Source organism: Xenorhabdus sp. PR6a, from assembly GCF_028599065.1.
Lineage (GTDB): Bacteria > Pseudomonadota > Gammaproteobacteria > Enterobacterales > Enterobacteriaceae > Xenorhabdus > Xenorhabdus doucetiae.
Window position 1 is genome coordinate 1 of sequence record NZ_JAQRFJ010000065.1, and the last position, 17,373, is coordinate 17,373.

Sequence of the window (17,373 nt, forward strand, 5' to 3'; positions counted from 1 at the left end):
AGTGCGGGGATAAACCCGCAGATTGTTAAATCGGATAGAGATGGTCTTTCCGTGTTCCCCGTAAGCACGGGGATAAACCGTCATTATTGCAGTTCTGACAGATAAAAATGTTGTATTCCCCGTAGGCACGGGGATAAACTGAATAGGCCATTTTGGCCTATCATTACATAGAAATGTTCCCCGTAAGTACTGGGATAAACCGTTGTTATTCTCACCTTGATTCGTTATCAATTTATGTTCCCCGTAGATACGGGGATAAATAATGACTTGAATATCAATTTATGCACTATAGAGGTCTGAGTAATTAATAATTTTTTAGAATATTTTTTAGTATTAAGTTGTTATTCTTTTTTTAAGTTGTTCTTCTTTTCCTTGAATTGTTGTTTGACTTCCCACAAACATCTGCTAATTTTTACAATAACCGAATAGAAAACTGTCATAAGAGGAAAACCATGCAACCCTACTCACCTAAACAAAAACATATCCTCCAAGAAAAAATGCTTCCACCTTATAACACCAGTGTTTCTTTTCTGGCCGAAATAACAGGAATATCCCCAACCACCCTGTATAGATGGCGTAAAGAGGCATTGGTTGCAATGTTAAGCCAACTGCAACAAGAAATTCGCTATCTGGAAAGAAAAATAACCTAAAAGAATAAAACCATTATGAAATTATTACAAAGTGGTCATAAAAATAACCAGCAGAATTTAGATTTTGATGCAATAGGATTTTTATTACTGTCCGCCCATACAATTTTAAATGTGATCAATATTCCATATAAAACATTACCCTAATGAAGAAACGGTAGAAAATCGGGTAAATTATCCAAATCTGTTGTTAATGCAAATGATTTAACTGACTTTTTACATGATCCGCTATTTTAAAATAATATAATCACATAAGGAAACATCTTGGGCACTCACACCACAACAGAAATAACATACTGGAATCGCATGGTGCCGGAACTGACTGTGACCGATTTTTCTGTGTCGCTCAATTTCTATCAGAAAATATTAGGATTCGAAGTATTAATCCGGCGAGAAGATCCTGACTTTGCCTATTTAAGTTTAGGGGAGGCGCAATTAATGCTGGAGGCATTTCATGATGAAGGTTGGAATACCGGAGAACTTAATAAGCCTTTAGGGCGTGGTATTAATTTTCAGATTGAAGTTGATGATATATTCCCACTTCTCGCCAGTCTGAAAATTAATGACATCGAACTTTATCGCCCGGCAGAAAATAATTATTACTGTATAGGCGACACTCAAGTCTGTCAGAGAGAATTCCTTGTGCAAGATCCGGATGGTTATTTACTTCGGTTTAGCCAATATATAGAATAACAACCTCAATAATGCGATTTCATGAATGGAGACAGGTTGAAATTTTATTTCACGGTGAAAAAATATGCCTGAATTAATCAATCATTTTGGCTACCTCACACGATATTGGGGTAAAGCGAAAAAAAATCCCTATTCTGACGAAAACTATCATCTGCTGGCCTACCATTGTCTGGATGTTGCCGCCGTAGGCCAATTATTATTGGCACCACACAAAAAACTGACGCAAGATCTGGCCGATTTTTTACAGCTATCACCGGAATCATTACAAAACCTGTTTTCATTCTTTCTGGCGCTGCATGATCTCGGCAAATTTGCCTCGGCATTTCAGCAATTATATTCTCAAGAAAATACTGACCTTATTAAACCTAATCAGCGTAAACCCTACGACTCCCGAAATTTCAGGCATGATCAATTGGGATTATTTTTCTGGCGAAATATTCGGGATGATGTCCTGCTGTCATTGGTGGGAAACAATAACCCGCTCTCCATCAGAGAAAAAGACCATGCTCAGGATACCCTGATGGTCTTGATGCAGTGTATGCTTGGCCATCATGGTAAGCCCATTGATGACGGTAAACACAATGATATTGTTGATTTCACTGACCCCCAAAATAGTGATGACGCAAATGTATTTACCCATGATTTGCTTAAACTTTTTCAACCCCGTCTGCCACGGGAAAAACTGCTGTCACAAGACTGGCAACACAATCTGAAACAAGTAAGCTGGCAACTTGCCGGCCTTGTGGTTCTGGCTGACTGGATAGGCTCTGACAGTTATCATTTCCGTTATCAAACCCAAGCCCTTCCGTTGGCAGAATATTGGCGAATTGCCCAGAAACAGGCGAAAATAGCCCTGAATGGCATTGATATCCATCACACGCCGGTGATATCGCCTTACACCTCGATTCAAGATTATTACCGCTTTTCGCCAACCCCACTGCAACAATGGGCGGAGGAAGTCCCGATTGATGACTCCCCGCAGCTTTTTATCCTGGAGGATGTCACGGGAGCCGGAAAAACCGAAGCTGCCCTTGCCCTGACTCATCGCCTGATGCAAGCCGGTGCGGCGGACGGTTTCTACTTTGGCCTGCCCACCATGGCAACATCTAACGCCATGTTTGGCCGCGTTGCTGAACACTACCATCGGATGTTCGATACTCAGCATGGTAAGCTACCCAGTATTGTTCTTGCACATGGTGCACGCGAGATGAATGACAATTTCCGCGACATCATCCTGACCTCCGAGCATAACGACAGCGATTACGCCGGAGACGATACCACTGCAACCGCGCAGTGCCACCAATGGCTGGCCGATTCCAATAAAAAAGCACTGCTGGCCTCGGTGGGCGTGGGAACGATCGATCAGGCATTGCTGGCAGTTTTGCCAAGAAAATATCAATCACTGCGGATGATTGGGTTAAATCGCAAGGTATTAATTTTTGATGAGGTACACGCCGCAGACGAGTATATGTTTGCTTTGCTGGAAAGTCTGTTAAGGCTGCACCTGCATCAAGGCGGTTCGGTGATATTACTGACCGCCACCCTTTCCTTAAAACAGCGCCAACGGCTGGTGGATATCTGGTTATCGGCCAGCGGCATACCGTCACAGAAACTGCAAGAAACCGCTTTTCCACTGGCGACTCAAGTCAGGTTAAACCCGGAAAATCCCCTGATTGAAACACCCTTGCGCAGTCGTGCGGATGTCAGCCGTAGCGTCGCGGTAAAAACCGTCAATCATCTGGATGAGTGTGTGCAACTCGCCCTGAATGCGGTGCAAAATGGGCAATGCGTGGTTTGGGTGCGTAACTCCGTCGATGATGCCCTGCAAGCTTTCCGGCTGATTCAGTCGCAAATGGATCAGCCGGAAAATTGTTCCCTGTTCCACAGCCACTTTATTCTGCATGACCGGAAACGGATCGAAAATGGGGTGTTGAAAGCATTTGGTAAGAAAAGCAAACCGGAGATGCGGCAAGGGAAAATCCTGATTACCACGCAAGTTTTTCAGGAGAGCCTTGATGCTGATACCGATGTGATGATCTCTGATATCTGCCCGATTGATGATCTGATCCAACGGGTTGGCCGCCTGCATCGCCATACCCGCAATGCCGGGGGCGAATATCAGCCCGGTATTACTGACAGTCGCCCGGCACCTAAATTATATCTCCACGCGCCAGCATGGGATGAACAACCCAAAACCGATTGGCTGAGTCACGATTTCCGCAATACGCAATATGTTTATCGTTCCGCCGGGCGTTTATGGCTTGGCTTGCGCGAACTCCGGCGCTTGGGTGCCATTCACATGCCGGCTGAGGCGCGAACCTTGATTGAATCGGTTTATGGCGAAGATGCCGATGAGCAAATCCCCGATGCCCTCAAATTCAGGGATGATGACGCGATAGCGGAAGGCCGGAGTAAGGACGCCGTGGCACGGTCACAAGTGCTGCAATGGCAACGCCATGAATATAGTCATCGCAGTGCCCGCGGTTGGTATGACGATAATTGCGATATCAGTACCCGATTCAGCGACAGGGAAACTGTCAACGTACTGCTCGTCAAACTGACTGAAAACGGTGAATTGATACCATGGGTTGAGGATGAAAAATTCCCGGTTCAACTCAGCATCCTCAAACTCCCCAAAAACAAATATGCCGATAAGTTGCAGCCCATGCCTGAATCACTGACTCAGGCGATAGCGCGGTTACAGGACAGATTCAAATCCGTCAAATACCTGCCTATCTGGCTACCGGAGAATGACCCTAATTTTACTTATGATCCCATCATCGGTTTTTATCCTAAGCAGGAGGTGTTATGAACCTCGTTAGAGACGCATGGCTGACGTTTAGAATGAGAAATGGCAGCGAAGAAAAACGGCCCCTGGCCGCCATCTGCGATCCCGCCGTGGTGGATTTTGCCCTGCCACGGGCCGATTTTCAGGGAGCGGCCTACCAACTGGCCATCGGATTACTGCAAACCGTTTTTGCGCCGGAAGATAAGTACGCATGGCATGATTTTTATGAACAAGCCCCGACGCCGGCAGATTTGCAGACTGCCTTTAACCGGGTAGAACATGCTTTTAATCTGACCGGAGACGGCCCCCTGTTTATGCAGGATTTTGATGCACTGGAGGGAGCAAAATCCACGGAGATTTCAGGATTACTGATCGAAGCACCGGGTGCCAATACGCTTAAGCTCAATACCGACCACTTTATTAAACGTGGTCAATGTAACGTCATTTCCCCGGAAATGGCCGCTATTGCCCTGTTCACATTACAGATTAATGCGCCGGCCGGCGGTGTTGGGCATCGGGTCGGGTTACGGGGCGGGGGGCCGCTGACGACCTTAATTCAGCCACAAGCATTCGATGCGTCTCTGTGGCAAAAACTCTGGCTGAATGTCATTCATCGGGCAGATTGGCGTTACACGGAGCCGGATCTCAACAGTGCTGATATTTTTCCGTGGTTGGGGAAAACCCATACCAGCCAGAAAAAAGGGACAGAAATCTACGCCCATCATGTGCATGAACTGCATATGTACTGGGCGATGCCACGGCGCATCCGGCTGGAAATAGCCGATAAACCCGCCATTTGCCAGCTAACCGGGCAATCCACCCACCAATCGGTTTCTACCTATCGCAGCCAAAATTACGGCAACAATTATGCGGGGAGTTGGCGGCACCCTTTAACCCCCTATCGCTGGAACCCGAAAAAAGCGGATGAAGAACACCTTTCCATCAAAGGGCAGCCCGGCGGTATTACCTATAAGATTTGGGATAGCCTGACTTTTTCCGACAATAAAGAGGGTCAGGAGGCCGCTCGGGTGGTCGATCATTTTAATCTGATCAATGATTATTTTGCTGACAAACAGCATTCGCTCCTACGGTTATGGGCGTTTGGTTACGACATGGACAATATGAAAGCCCGTGGTTGGTATTCTGCCTCTTTGCCGCTATTTTCCATGCCGATGGAGAAAAAAGCGGCCATTTTCCGGCGGGTCAAAACCCTGCAACATCTTTCTGCCTATGCGCTTACCCAATGCCGCACGCAAATCAAAAGCGCGTGGTTCCATCGCCCCAACGATATAAAAGGCGATATGTCGTTTATTGATGCCGCTTTCTATCAACGCACCTATGCGGCCTTCTTTAACGCAGTGCAACAGATTGTCAGCAGCCAGCACGCAGCCTGTTCGTTATCCACTGAGGAAGCCAAAACCTGGCTCTACCAACTCAGAAATACCTGTTTTGATCTGTTTGATGAATTTGTCCTGTCAGAAAACACCGATCCCAAAAAACTACTGGAAAAAATCGAGGCACGGCAAATGTTGACCCGGTGGCTGATGGGTTCGAAAGATATCAAGGCATTTATGGCAGAGCACAAGATCGAAACCCAATCATCCAAGAAGAAGAAGGAGGCGGTTATCAATGAATAACCTGAGCAAAAGCCGCTTATTGCGCTGGTGGGAAAGCATGTTTTTATCCCCTGAGGAGTTGAAGGGAAAAGATATCCGTCCGGCACCGAGGGTCTATAAGGCACAATTAAAGCGTTGTCAGGAAATTAACGCCGTGATCTTTACCGAGGGTTTTCGGGCACTTTGGTTCAGTTTACCGGAAGAAAAGATCAAAGAACCCGAAGAAATAACCAATGAAAACAAAAAAATACATAAAGAAGCTGAAGAGAGAACCTTGAAACTTTGGGCGATGATTGCCATGACGTTGGTGTATGTAAAAACCAATACCGACGCCAATCTGGCAACTGCCGCGGGCACCAGAGCAGACAATGACAAGTCAATTGTCTGCCCCCAGCGTTTTGCCCAATTACAGGCCGCCAGAACGCCTGATGAACTCATCATGCGCTTGCGGCGCATTCTGCAACAACTCAACGGTCAGGTTTCCGTGTTATCCCTCGCCAATGATATTGAAACGTGGATGAAGGAGCACCACCAGCCAAGATCGTATCGCGCCAATAAGCGCCTTACGGTGCAATGGGCGATGGATTACTACAAAGCCGCGAAATAACCCAAAACCTTTTTCATCCGGCATGATTTTTTACCATAAGGAATTTTCCATGAGCCAATTTATCCAACTCCACCTGTTAACCTCCTACCCGCCTGCCAACCTGAACCGCGACGATCTCGGTCGCCCGAAGACCGCCCACATGGGTGGGTTTGAGCGACTCAGGATCAGCTCCCAGAGTTTGAAACGCCATTGGCGGATCTCTGACCTGTTTCAGGACGCTCTGGCAGGCCATCTTGGTTTTCGGACTAAACGTTTTGGTTTTCAGGTGTATCAACGCTTGCTTAATGGCGGCGTTAAAGAGAAGCAAGCGGCGGAATGGGCTTCTAATATTGCTGGCGTCTTTGGTAAAAAGAAAAAAGAAGATCCACTGGAAATTGAACAGTTGGCGCATATCAGCCCGGCCGAACAGGAAGCCACTTTTGCGCTGGTGGACACACTGATTGCAGAAAACCGTGCTGCAACGGAAGAAGAGTTAAACCTGCTGAGTAAAGCCAAAATGGCGGTCGATATTGCGCTGTTTGGTCGTATGCTGGCCGGGAGTCCAGCTTATGGCGTTGAGGCCGCCTGTCAGGTTGCCCATGCGATCAGTGTCCACGCCGTGACCGTGGAAAATGACTATTTTACCGCGGTAGACGATCTCAATAATGGCAAAACCGATACCGGTTCGTCGCATATCGGGGAAACCGGCTTTGCGGCGGCGCTGTTCTATAGCTATATCTGCATTAATAAGTCGTTATTAATCGAAAATCTGGCAGGCAATGAAGCGCTGGCAAACCGCGCTATCGCCGCCCTGACCGAAGCGGCGGTTAAAATTGCGCCCTCCGGCAAACAAAACAGCTTCGGCTCCCGTGCCTATGCCAGTTATGTGTTGGCGGAAAAAGGCGAATATCAGCCGCGTTCCCTGTCCGCTGCGTTTTTAAAACCCATTAACGATGAAGATCAGGCCACCAAAGCGATTGAGGAACTGGAAGAACAGCGGAAAAACTTCGATAACGTTTATGGCGCCTGCGCTGATTCACACTATCGCATCAATGCCGTGACCGGCGAGGGTCGTTTTGCTGAGTTGGTTCAGTTCATCACCGCGTAAAAAAGGGGCCAATATGAAGAGTTACTTGGTCTTTCGCTTATACGGGGCACTCGCCAGTTGGGGAGTGGAAGCGGTCGGTGAAAACCGGCCAACCAGCACCTATCCCACCCGTTCGGCAATTTTAGGGCTATTAGGGGCAGCTTTGGGCATCCGGCGTGATGATGAAACCCAGCTTGCGGCGTTGCAGCAGAGTGTCAAAATCGCCATCAAGCAGGTTGTTTCCGGTTTATTGCTACGGGATTACCATACCGCCCAAGTGCCCTCGCAAGAGAAAAAACAGGCACACCTGACCCGTAAAAGTGAGTTAAGTGATAAAGCGAAATTAAACACGGTGCTGTCTTCACGGGATTATCTGGCTGATGGCGTGTGGGTTATCGCCATTTCATTGACCGAACCTACGAGTTTTACGCTTTCTGCCTTACGTGATGCACTGGTAAAACCGGTTTTTACGTTGAGCCTTGGTCGGAAATCCTGCCCGCCGGCGCTTCCCATGTCGCCACAGTTGGCCGAATATCCATCATTAAAAGCGGCGCTTGATACGCCTTTTCCCTCCTTGCCGCAATCCGAGAAGGGCAATTACTATTGGCAGCGAAATGATAATGTCGTGAGCTATTGGTGGGAAGGCGATAAAAATGAGATCGACATTCCTGATACGACCGTATTAACCCATCAACTCTGGAATGAACCGCTATCACGCGACCGCTGGCAATTTACACAGCATACGATGCACCAGTTATCGCTCCCGTCACTGCCTGTGGAGGGAACCCATGTACCTGTCTAAAATCACTTTGCGTCCATCGATTCAGCGTCCACAACCCCCGTCACGACGGGTGAAAAATGATGTTTATGCTACCCACCAGCTTCTGTGGCAACTGTTTACCGAACAGGAAGCGCGTAATTTCCTGTTCAGGGAAGAGAAAACCCTCAGTGGCAGTCCTGAATTTTGGGTGTTGTCCACCACCCAACCGATAACCGCGTCCCCGCAGTTCCAGATCCAGACCAAGCTTTTTGCCCCGCAATTGCGTGATGGGCAAAAGCTGGCCTTCAAACTGCGCGTCAATCCGACAGTCTGCCTGACGGATAAAGATTCGGGCAAACAGCGGCGTCATGACGTTTTGATGAATGCCAAACGTCAGGCAAAACATCAGGCCAAATGTGCGGGTATCAGCATGGATTCTGACGAAATTGACGCCTTGATGACACAAGCCGGCCAAGCGTGGATACAGGATGAAAAACGGCTGGCGAGTTGGGGTATCCGCTTCGATTTTCCGCCTGATCTTGAACGCTATACCCAACATCGCAGTTTCAAAGCCTCCGGCCAGAAAGTCGAGTTTTCGAGCGTGGATTTTCAGGGGGTACTGACCTTGTCAGATAGCGAGCTTTTTCTGGCGCAATACCGTAAAGGGTTTGGCCGGGCCAAATCCTTTGGTTGTGGGTTAATGCTGATAAGGGCATTGTGATGGCATTTATTCCGTTAAAACCCATTCCGATCAAGGACAGGAATTCGATGATCTTTATCGGCATGGGGCGCATTGATGTCAAAGATAATGCGTTTGTCGTTATCGATGAAGTCAACGGTGAACGGATGCATATTCCCGTCGGCTCTATCGCCTGCATTATGCTGGAGCCGGGCACCCGCATTAGCCATGCTGCGGTAAAACTGGCTTCGACGACTGGCACTTTGCTGATTTGGGTCGGTGAAGCCGGTGTCAGATTGTATTCAGTGGGGCAGCCGGGCGGTGCCCGTTCAGATCGCTTGCTTTATCAGGCCAAGTTGGCATTGGATGAGGAGTTAAGGCTCAAAGTGGTTCGCAAAATGTTTGAATTGCGTTTTGGCGAACCGGCACCGCAAAAACGTAATGTTGAACAGCTCAGGGGAATAGAGGGCGCGCGCGTCAGAAAAATCTATCAAATATTGGCAAAACAGTATGGGGTAAAATGGCAAGGACGTAACTACGATCATACAAATTGGGATAAAGGCGATCTTATCAATCGCTGTATCAGCGCCGCCACCTCGTGTCTCTACGGTGTGACCGAGGCAGCCATTCTGGCGGCGGGTTATGCCCCGGCCATAGGTTTTCTGCATACAGGCAAGCCCTTGTCATTTGTCTATGATATTGCGGATATTTTGAAGTTTGATACCGTTGTGCCTATTGCTTTTAAGGTTGCCGCCACCCATAGCATTGCGCCTGACAGACAAGTCAGAATTGCCTGTCGGGAAAAATTCAGAACAGACAAAATCCTGAAACGCCTGATCCCGTTAATTGAAGAAGTCCTTGCGGCGGGTGAAATCTCACCCCCGCTTCCTCCTGCTGACGCACAGCCGCCCGCCATCCCTGAACCGATATCCATCGGTGACATCGGACACAGGAGCCAATAAATGAGCATGACCGTGGTTGTCACCGAAGCCGTTCCTCCTCGCTTGCGGGGACGTTTGGCTATTTGGTTACTGGAGATACGGGCGGGGGTTTATGTCGGGAATATCTCCCACAAGATCAGGGAGATGATTTGGCAACAAATTACCGAGCTGACCGAAGAGGGGAATGTGGTGATGGCATGGCAGACCAATACAGAATCTGGCTTTGATTTCCAAACCTTTGGTGAAAACAGGAGGGAGCCGATAGATTTTGACGGTCTTCGTTTGGTGAAATTTAAGCCACTTTCTGAGGATTAATTTGCCGGAGTGAAAAGAGGGTTAAAGGTGGTAGAATTTTTTCGGTTAATAAATCTGTTTTAAAATAGCGGGTTATGATTAGAGTTCCCTGTATCTACGGGGATAAACCGGCACGCAGTGGTCACACCGTAGGCGGAGCGTAGAGTTCCCCGTGTCAACGGGGATAAGCCGTTCGGACATCAGAAATTATTTGGGAAAAACAGAATTCCCCGTACCTACGGGGATAAACCGACACATTAGCTGTGATAATGGATGGCGGCTGAGTGATATATTGTCAGAATAAAACTCTTCCCAGTTCTACTTTCTCACTTCAAAGAATCTAACTAAAAGTCAATATCAATAGAGGAAATAACCACAATATTCATTACCCTTACCAAAGTATTTTTAGATAAAAATCCATTTATTCCATATAAAGCAAATAAATATACCGAATTGAGCAACATTCCACCCGCAAGCATCATTCACTGATGATTGTCAAAAAGACCTATGATAATCTACGCGGCTTTCCGTCCTCAGATGATTGTTTTGTAGACAATTAAATGTCAAAAATAGGAACCAAATTGACTTATGAACTTAACTAACACCAGCAAATTGTTAGCCGCTGCGCTGTGTTTTGCAGCCTCATCTAGCTATGCCGATAGTGAGCGTCCACTTTTTTCATTAACCATGACAGAATCTGGCGTTCAACAAACCAATAATGACGGTAGCTTGGCCGGCGCGACTAAATCTGAATCGCGTATTCTGCCAATTTGGGGCAATGCTGCACGAGCAAAAGGCTATGATTTGCCTGAGCCGTTTGGTGCCAGTTACAGCTATATGAATCTGCGGCAGGATATCGTTGTAGATAGCATTAAATTCGAATTTACCAATCCAAAGTATAAAGCTTGGGAAAGCGGTATTACTGTTAATGCTGGTGATACCAGAGAAAAAAGTGAAACACATATGCTTAAACTGGATTCTTGGGTGTTACCTTTTCTGAATGTCTATGGCGTTTATGGAAAAACCAAAGGAAAATCCACAACAAATATAGACAATATTGTTTTTATGGGAGACGCAGATACCTATAAAAACATTCCCTTCGAATTGAACTTCAAAGGAAAAACGTTTGGTGGCGGAGCAACGCTTGCCGGAGGTTACAAACAATTTTTTGCCACATTAGATACTAATTATACCCGTACCAATTTGGATATCTTAGATGGTGATATCAGTGCCTTAGTCATTACTCCACGGGTTGGTTACGAATTTGTTTTTGAGCCGTTGTTAGCAGGTCAAGGAAATACCAAAGTTCAAGTCTGGGTTGGTGCAATGTACCAAGATATTACCCAACGTTTTAAAGGCAATGTCAGTGGACTAGATTTACCTCCTCAACTCAGTTTATTTAAATATATTCAACACGAAACAGACATCAAATTCGACGTCGAACAACACCTTGCCCATAAATGGAACAATACCCTTGGTGCTCGTATCGAAGTCACCCGCAACTTTAATATTTTGTCAGAAGTCGGTTTCGGCAACAGAAACAGCTTCTTTATTTCCGGTGAGTTCCGTTTTTAATGTTTGGCCTCGCAACCTTTAAAAGGCTGGTGGTTGCCAGCCTCTTTGCTTTTACCGTCTTATCAGCCCACGCAGAGACCTTGCCTGATCGGCAAAAAATTGATGGCTGGTTAAACGAACTGGGTGGCAGCAATCATTTTGATGCCCGCAAAAAAATTGACTGGGGGGTATTACCCGGCCCTTTCTATACCCCTGAAATGGGCGTCGGGATTGGGGTTGCCGTAGTCGGTTTATACCGTCCCGATAGCTCAGACTCTGTGAGCCAGACCTCTTCATTGGGACTCAGTGGCTTTGGCTCATCTACCGGTGCATTTGGTCTCAATTTTACCAATTATAATTTTTTTGCCCGCGACCAATGGCGGTTATTTGTTTCCGGTACGCTGAATAACACTCCCACTTACTATTGGGGAAAAGGCTATAACGCCGGGAAACAGGACAGTAATAAAGAGAAGTACCATTCGCAGGAGTTTGATATTCATCCCCGCCTGCTTTATCGTGTCGCCAATGCTACCTATATGGGATTAGGCTGGAATTTCTCCTCGCTCAACGCCAGTCATCCCGATGCCGGTGCAAAACGCTATTTTGACCAATCCGTTGGCGGCCATTCTGTGATAAGTTCCGGTGTCAGTGCCTATTTCAGTTATGATACGCGGGATTTCTTGCCGAATGCCCGGCATGGGCAAACGTTTGAGATCGTTTACACCTATTTTTCCCCAGAGTTGGGCAGCGATCACCGCTTCTATACCACCCAATTTCAGTTCTCGGCCTATCACCCGTTATCTGAAAAAACCGTTCTGGCCTTTGATAATTATGCCCGTTTCAGCGCAGGGCATGTACCGTGGAATCAGCTTTCTCTGCTCGGTAATGGTCAGCGAATGCGCGGGTATTATGAAGGGCGTTATCGTGACAATAATATTTTCACCACCCAGTTAGAATTGCGACACAAACTTGACTGGCGCCACGGTGTGGTTGCTTGGATAGGCGCCGGCACACTGGGAGATTCTCCTTCACAATTGGGAACAAAACATTGGCTGCCTTCTGTCGGGGTTGGCTATCGTTTCGAGTTTAAACCCCGCATGAATGTCAGATTAGATTTTGGTGTCGGTAAAGACAGTATGGGATTCTATTTTCAGGTTGGGGAAGCGTTTTGAGATTATTCGTCACACTGTGCCTCTGTTTTTTACTGCTGGCATGCCAAAATCCGCCCCAATCCCTTGATCCGGTAAAACTTGTTCTCACCAGTGATCCCGATGAAAAATCCCTGAAAGCGTGGGACGCATTGCCGCCGATCGCGCCACCGGAGGGGTTAAGAGCCTGCTGTGCTTTTGGCTATGACCTTAAAGTTCAACTCAGAAATATTCCTGTCCCTTTCTACGTTATCGATAATATTGTCGAAGCCGAAAAACTGGGTGAGCATCACTATAATGACAGCGTTATCGGTTCCAGCGCTGCCTTGTTGGGAATAAGCAAGGAAAAACTGGGGCTGCTCTATACCCGTAAAGGCGGATTTATTGATATCGCCCATGTGAGGGATACCGCAGACTATACGCTCTATCTGTTCAGCCAGATTTATGCCCATCTTGGTCAAGAGTGGGAATTAACCCTGAACAATGAGCTTGCCGCACGCAAAATTCACTTTTTTGCTTTTCCGCCACCACAAGCGCCTGCTGAACGCTATACGCTGAGTGCCTATTTAGCGGCCAAGCTCGCTTTTCAGCTTGCGGCCTGGCATGAAATCGCGCAATGGTATGGCTATCAATCGGTTCCGAGATTTTCCGAAGGGATTTCGGCTTTTTCCCCGGAAGATCTCTATTCAAATCTGTTAGGCGCGCGTTTAACCCTGACCCTGATTTTGGAAGGCCATGCGGCTTCTGTGGCCCAGTTTTCCGCCGCGATGGGTAAGATTTTGCCGATGGCGCTGCATGAACTCGGCGATTATCCCAGATCAGGCACAAAGGCGATGTTTGATAGCGTAGATGGTGTGTGGTGGAACAGTTACCGGCGCATTCCTGAGAAGTTTCTGGTACTGCACCGCAATTACGATATTCAGGACAACCGCTACCCATTAATGCCTTTCGGTAAAGAGGACGCGGCCTTGCGCCTGTCTCTGCCTGATCATTATCAGCATTTTGAGTTGGAGAAACTGGCTGAATTCCGCTTATTCCCCACCCATGAGATGAAAAATCTGCCGGTGCCAAAACCATATTGGACTGCGAAAGATTTTAAAATGCTGGCGGACAATGCCCAACGTGAAGATGAACGGCAATTATTGATTAAATAAAGTCATTACAAAGTCATCGACTCATTTAACACCTTAAGTAAAAACCATCTCCTCCGTGAGGTAGTTTGTAAGGATGACAATGAAATCAACACACCTAATTCATTTATTCGACCTGAATTTCATCAAAAAAATCATTCAGAAACCGCTCCATGCGCTTGGTTCTTTCACGAGCCATTTGCCTGCCCGTTTCCGTTTGAAAGCCCGTTTCTATTTTGAATAATTTAGTGTAGAAATGATCGACAGCATAGGAAAGATCATCATATTCACGTTGTTTTGCTAAGGGATCATAAACCGCATACAGCCCCGAACGCATACGTCCCGCAGTATAAAAACAGCGGGCAACTCCCATCATGCCGATAGAATCCAGTCGATCCGCATCCTGTACAATTTGAGCTTCCAGTGTTGTTGGCGTTAGTCCGGCAGAGAAACTATGCGCTTCAATCGCATGGCTGACAGCTGCAATTTCTTTTTCATTCCAGTCGAGATTTTTTAATATAGACGCCGCTTTATCTGCTGCCATGCGAGAGGCTAAATGCCGGTTTGGGTCATTTTTTTCAACATTAACGCAATCATGTAATAAAGCTGCAGCAAAAACCAAGCGCAGATTACCGTGTTCAGCCTCACAGATTTTTTGGGCATTTTTCCAAACCCGGTACAAATGCGCAATATCATGAGCACCATCATCACTTTCTATTGCCATAGGCAAAATTTGTTGAGCCAAATCGTCAAAGGGTGAAAAAGATAGCATTGTTAAAATCTCCTGCTGAATAAAGCAATATCTTAATAAAAAACATTCAGAATATTTTATTGAATGTCAAAATAGCGGATATAAAAAATAGTTGTTGAGGAAGAGTTCTGTTCTTAACATCGCTATGTACTTATACCCTATAGATTTCACGATACGTCACGGTGGCGAGGGAACAAATCCTATATTGATTTTAATTCAAGGCATAGATCAACTCATCCAAAAGAGATTGTGATGAGGCTGTAATTAAGCTTCCACCATATAATAGTTGTTCCCTGGAACCTTGTAGATTCGCACACACTACCCCAGACTCCCTCATACAGGGAATCAATGCTGCTATATCCCAAGGTTTCATTAGGGTATCAATAGCTGCGTCAATGCGCCCCATAGATACCATAGCATGTTGATAACAGTCATTTATAAAAATAGTATCTCTGGCAGTATGAACTATATTAGATAAATTATAAGCCTTCGTACCTTCCCGTCTGTCGAATGTAGTACTGTGAATACCTGAAGCTGATATCACAGAATCTTGTAATTTTTTTTCATTATTAGGGACGATAGAGATTTTAACAGGAACATTATTTCCATGTTGAACCCAACACCCTTCCCCTTGAGACGCATAAAAGATTTTTTCTAACGCAGGGAAAGAAATGACACCAATAAGAGGTTCATTATTTTCAACATAAGATATTAGAGTGCTAAAAAGTGGTACACCATATAAAAACGCCCTCGTGCCATCTATAGGGTCAATCACCCATCCTGTGTTAAAATTTCCATTTATATCTGTACCAAATTCTTCACCGAGTATGGGAATATTTGGTGTTTTAATTGAAAGGAATTTCCGTATTTGATTTTCAACATTCAAGTCAGTTCGGGTAACCAGAGTTTTGTCAGTTTTTATCTCGAAAATTTTTGCACTATTATAAGAGTCAACCGTAAACTGACGTGTTTTTTTCACTGCTTGTATCGCTATATTTAACATCGTAACCTCATTAGGTTTGAGCTTCAAAAACAAGCCCAAACCTATAAGTATCAAGCCAAATTGAGCACCCTTAGCATGAAGTCATCTAAATTACCCTTAAATGCTTCTATGCTAGAAAAAATGAAGTCAGAATGTTCAGCACTCAACTTCACATTTCCTGTGCAACGAATGCTAAAATTGAGTTGAAGACATTTACTGCCTTTAGCAGGATAGCTGACGGAGCTCACATACTTTTCTATTTCGACAACATCCAAGTCAGCCTCTTCCTTTATCTCGCGCTTGAGCGCCTGTAACATGGATTCCTCCTCTTCAATACCTCCTGAGGGAATCTCCCAGGTATCAGGCATAAACTCGTGCTCAGAGCGTTTAAGGAAAAGTACATCACTCTTGTTTTCGACTTTTATAATACCACCTACTACGATGCGGTCATAACTACCAAACGAATCCAGAATTTCCTGAGGGACTAACCGCTCAATCATTTCCTATATAACTCCGCTACCGAGTTAATAATCGACAAATAATTATCAATAAAATTGAATCGCTCTTCTCCATACCAGACATCTAATTTGAACATACTATTATGAAACTTAATGCCATTTTCAAAATTTTTCTTTTCAACACGTACTTTTTCAGCATAGTCTTGTGAAATTTTATGAGGCGAATGGAAAAGAAAATAACCGTTAAGAGGGCATGTTGACCCAGGGATGTCAGCTTCAACCGCTCCAAGTTCGTTTAATTTTTCAACAAACTTATGTAAGCCGACCGTGAACTTATTTTCGTCGAACATTACTGGTAATACGTACCAAGCTGGATCAGCTTTTTCAGGTATACGCACAACCTTAAGACCATCAATAGCCTCAATCCCTTTTTTCATCAACAAGGCAGTTTCGCGTTTTTCTTTCATCATTTGATCAAAGTGAGCCATTTGTGGCATAACTACTGCTGCACCCAGAGGATGCATGCGTAAATTTAAGCCAGTGCCAGTAATAGCAAAATCTTTGAGATCCTCGTTATGGACTTCTTTTTTAGCTCGCTTATTGAAATGTCCAACCAAAACAGCACGTTCATACATTCGGCGGTGCTTAGTAGCAAAAAAGCCTCCCTCTCCGGATGTAAGAATTTTCTTGCCTTGGAAGCTCCAAGCTGAGCCATCCGAAAAGCTGCCAATCATCTTTCCATCCCATGTCGCACCATGCGCGTGAGAGCTATCTTCAAGTAGTAATAGATTATGACGAATGCAAATATCCATGAGTTCATCCATATCACATGGAATTCCCCACATGTGAGTAATTACTACAGCTTTGGTCTTCGTAGTGATTAACGCTTCAACAGCTTTAGGATCCACATTACCATTATCACCACAATCAGCAAATTTTAGTTCAGCACCTAATTGATGAAGTGGAGCACATGTAGCAAAGAAAGTGTAGCCAGGAACAATGACTTCATCACCTTTGGAAATTCCAGCACCATAAAACATTGAGAATAAAGCTGTCGTACCCGAATTGACAGCGATCGCATTCTCTACGCTAAATTTTTTCTTAAACTCTCCTTCCAGACGCTCATAGATTCCTCCATTATCATAAATAGAGATATCTTCCAGAAGTTGACTCTGAACGCTGCTTTTTATTTCATCACTGATTTTTGGATGAGAAAATTTTGAGTAATTAGAATTCATTTCGAAAACCTCCTGTTATGC

General features: G+C 45.6%; 18 protein-coding genes. 13 read left to right on the forward strand and 5 right to left on the reverse strand.

The window, feature by feature from the left end:
* On the reverse strand, positions 1 to 231 hold a 231-nt coding region (locus PSI15_RS14820; RefSeq protein WP_273584185.1), incomplete at its 3' end, for a hypothetical protein.
* 221 nt (positions 232 to 452) lie between these two features.
* On the opposite strand from PSI15_RS14820, the gene PSI15_RS14825 reads away from it, so the two are divergent.
* The 13 genes from PSI15_RS14825 to PSI15_RS14885 all read left to right on the forward strand — a co-directional run bounded on the left by PSI15_RS14825 (position 453) and on the right by PSI15_RS14885 (position 13,947).
* Entirely contained in the window at positions 453 to 650 is a 198-nt protein-coding gene (locus PSI15_RS14825; protein ID WP_273584186.1) for a transposase, read from the forward strand.
* 303 nt (positions 651 to 953) lie between these two features.
* Positions 954 to 1,340: a bleomycin resistance protein gene (locus PSI15_RS14830; RefSeq protein ID WP_273584187.1), complete on the forward strand. Its 387-nt coding sequence runs from the start codon at positions 954 to 956 to the stop codon at positions 1,338 to 1,340.
* Positions 1,341 to 1,404: 64 nt separating this feature from the next.
* The gene (gene cas3, locus PSI15_RS14835) at positions 1,405 to 4,152 is read left to right on the forward strand and encodes a CRISPR-associated helicase Cas3' (RefSeq protein WP_273584188.1); all 2,748 of its coding nucleotides are present in this window, start codon (positions 1,405 to 1,407) and stop codon (positions 4,150 to 4,152) included.
* A complete protein-coding gene (gene casA, locus PSI15_RS14840) occupies positions 4,149 to 5,765 on the forward strand; it encodes a type I-E CRISPR-associated protein Cse1/CasA (RefSeq protein ID WP_273584189.1) in 1,617 nt (538 codons plus the stop codon). Before cas3 ends, casA begins: the two co-directional genes overlap by 4 nt.
* Entirely contained in the window at positions 5,758 to 6,351 is a 594-nt protein-coding gene (casB, locus tag PSI15_RS14845; RefSeq protein WP_273584190.1) for a type I-E CRISPR-associated protein Cse2/CasB, read from the forward strand. The genes casA and casB overlap by 8 nt, the downstream gene beginning before the upstream one ends.
* 49 nt (positions 6,352 to 6,400) lie before the next feature.
* The gene (gene cas7e / locus PSI15_RS14850; RefSeq protein WP_273584191.1) at positions 6,401 to 7,438 is read left to right on the forward strand and encodes a type I-E CRISPR-associated protein Cas7/Cse4/CasC; all 1,038 of its coding nucleotides are present in this window, start codon (positions 6,401 to 6,403) and stop codon (positions 7,436 to 7,438) included.
* Positions 7,439 to 7,451: 13 nt separating this feature from the next.
* Complete coding sequence (cas5e, locus tag PSI15_RS14855) at positions 7,452 to 8,219, forward strand: type I-E CRISPR-associated protein Cas5/CasD (RefSeq protein WP_273584192.1); 768 nt, start codon at positions 7,452 to 7,454, stop codon at positions 8,217 to 8,219.
* Complete coding sequence (cas6e, locus tag PSI15_RS14860) at positions 8,206 to 8,898, forward strand: type I-E CRISPR-associated protein Cas6/Cse3/CasE (protein WP_273584193.1); 693 nt, start codon at positions 8,206 to 8,208, stop codon at positions 8,896 to 8,898. Before cas5e ends, cas6e begins: the two co-directional genes overlap by 14 nt.
* Entirely contained in the window at positions 8,898 to 9,818 is a 921-nt protein-coding gene (gene cas1e / locus PSI15_RS14865) for a type I-E CRISPR-associated endonuclease Cas1e (RefSeq protein WP_273584194.1), read from the forward strand. The genes cas6e and cas1e overlap by 1 nt, the downstream gene beginning before the upstream one ends.
* A complete protein-coding gene (gene cas2e / locus PSI15_RS14870; RefSeq protein WP_045968474.1) occupies positions 9,819 to 10,112 on the forward strand; it encodes a type I-E CRISPR-associated endoribonuclease Cas2e in 294 nt (97 codons plus the stop codon). It abuts the gene before it with no gap.
* Positions 10,113 to 10,679: 567 nt separating this feature from the next.
* Positions 10,680 to 11,666: a hypothetical protein gene (locus tag PSI15_RS14875; RefSeq protein WP_273584195.1), complete on the forward strand. Its 987-nt coding sequence runs from the start codon at positions 10,680 to 10,682 to the stop codon at positions 11,664 to 11,666.
* Positions 11,666 to 12,817, forward strand: coding sequence for a BamA/TamA family outer membrane protein (locus PSI15_RS14880; protein ID WP_273584196.1), 1,152 nt, complete (start codon positions 11,666 to 11,668; stop codon positions 12,815 to 12,817). Before PSI15_RS14875 ends, PSI15_RS14880 begins: the two co-directional genes overlap by 1 nt.
* Positions 12,814 to 13,947: a DUF4056 domain-containing protein gene (locus PSI15_RS14885; protein ID WP_273584197.1), complete on the forward strand. Its 1,134-nt coding sequence runs from the start codon at positions 12,814 to 12,816 to the stop codon at positions 13,945 to 13,947. The genes PSI15_RS14880 and PSI15_RS14885 overlap by 4 nt, the downstream gene beginning before the upstream one ends.
* A 103-nt stretch (positions 13,948 to 14,050) precedes the next feature.
* Here the strand turns inward: PSI15_RS14885 and PSI15_RS14890 are convergent, their stop codons facing one another.
* The 4 genes from PSI15_RS14890 to PSI15_RS14905 all read right to left on the reverse strand — a co-directional run bounded on the left by PSI15_RS14890 (position 14,051) and on the right by PSI15_RS14905 (position 17,352).
* The gene (locus tag PSI15_RS14890) at positions 14,051 to 14,695 is read right to left on the reverse strand and encodes an HD domain-containing protein (protein ID WP_273584198.1); all 645 of its coding nucleotides are present in this window, start codon (positions 14,693 to 14,695) and stop codon (positions 14,051 to 14,053) included.
* A gap of 190 nt (positions 14,696 to 14,885) precedes the next feature.
* Positions 14,886 to 15,677: an inositol monophosphatase family protein gene (locus PSI15_RS14895; protein WP_273584199.1), complete on the reverse strand. Its 792-nt coding sequence runs from the start codon at positions 15,675 to 15,677 to the stop codon at positions 14,886 to 14,888.
* Positions 15,678 to 15,727: 50 nt separating this feature from the next.
* Entirely contained in the window at positions 15,728 to 16,156 is a 429-nt protein-coding gene (locus tag PSI15_RS14900; RefSeq protein WP_273584200.1) for an NUDIX domain-containing protein, read from the reverse strand.
* A complete protein-coding gene (locus tag PSI15_RS14905) occupies positions 16,153 to 17,352 on the reverse strand; it encodes a DegT/DnrJ/EryC1/StrS family aminotransferase (protein WP_273584201.1) in 1,200 nt (399 codons plus the stop codon). The genes PSI15_RS14900 and PSI15_RS14905 overlap by 4 nt, the downstream gene beginning before the upstream one ends.
* Positions 17,353 to 17,373 lie beyond the last annotated feature (21 nt).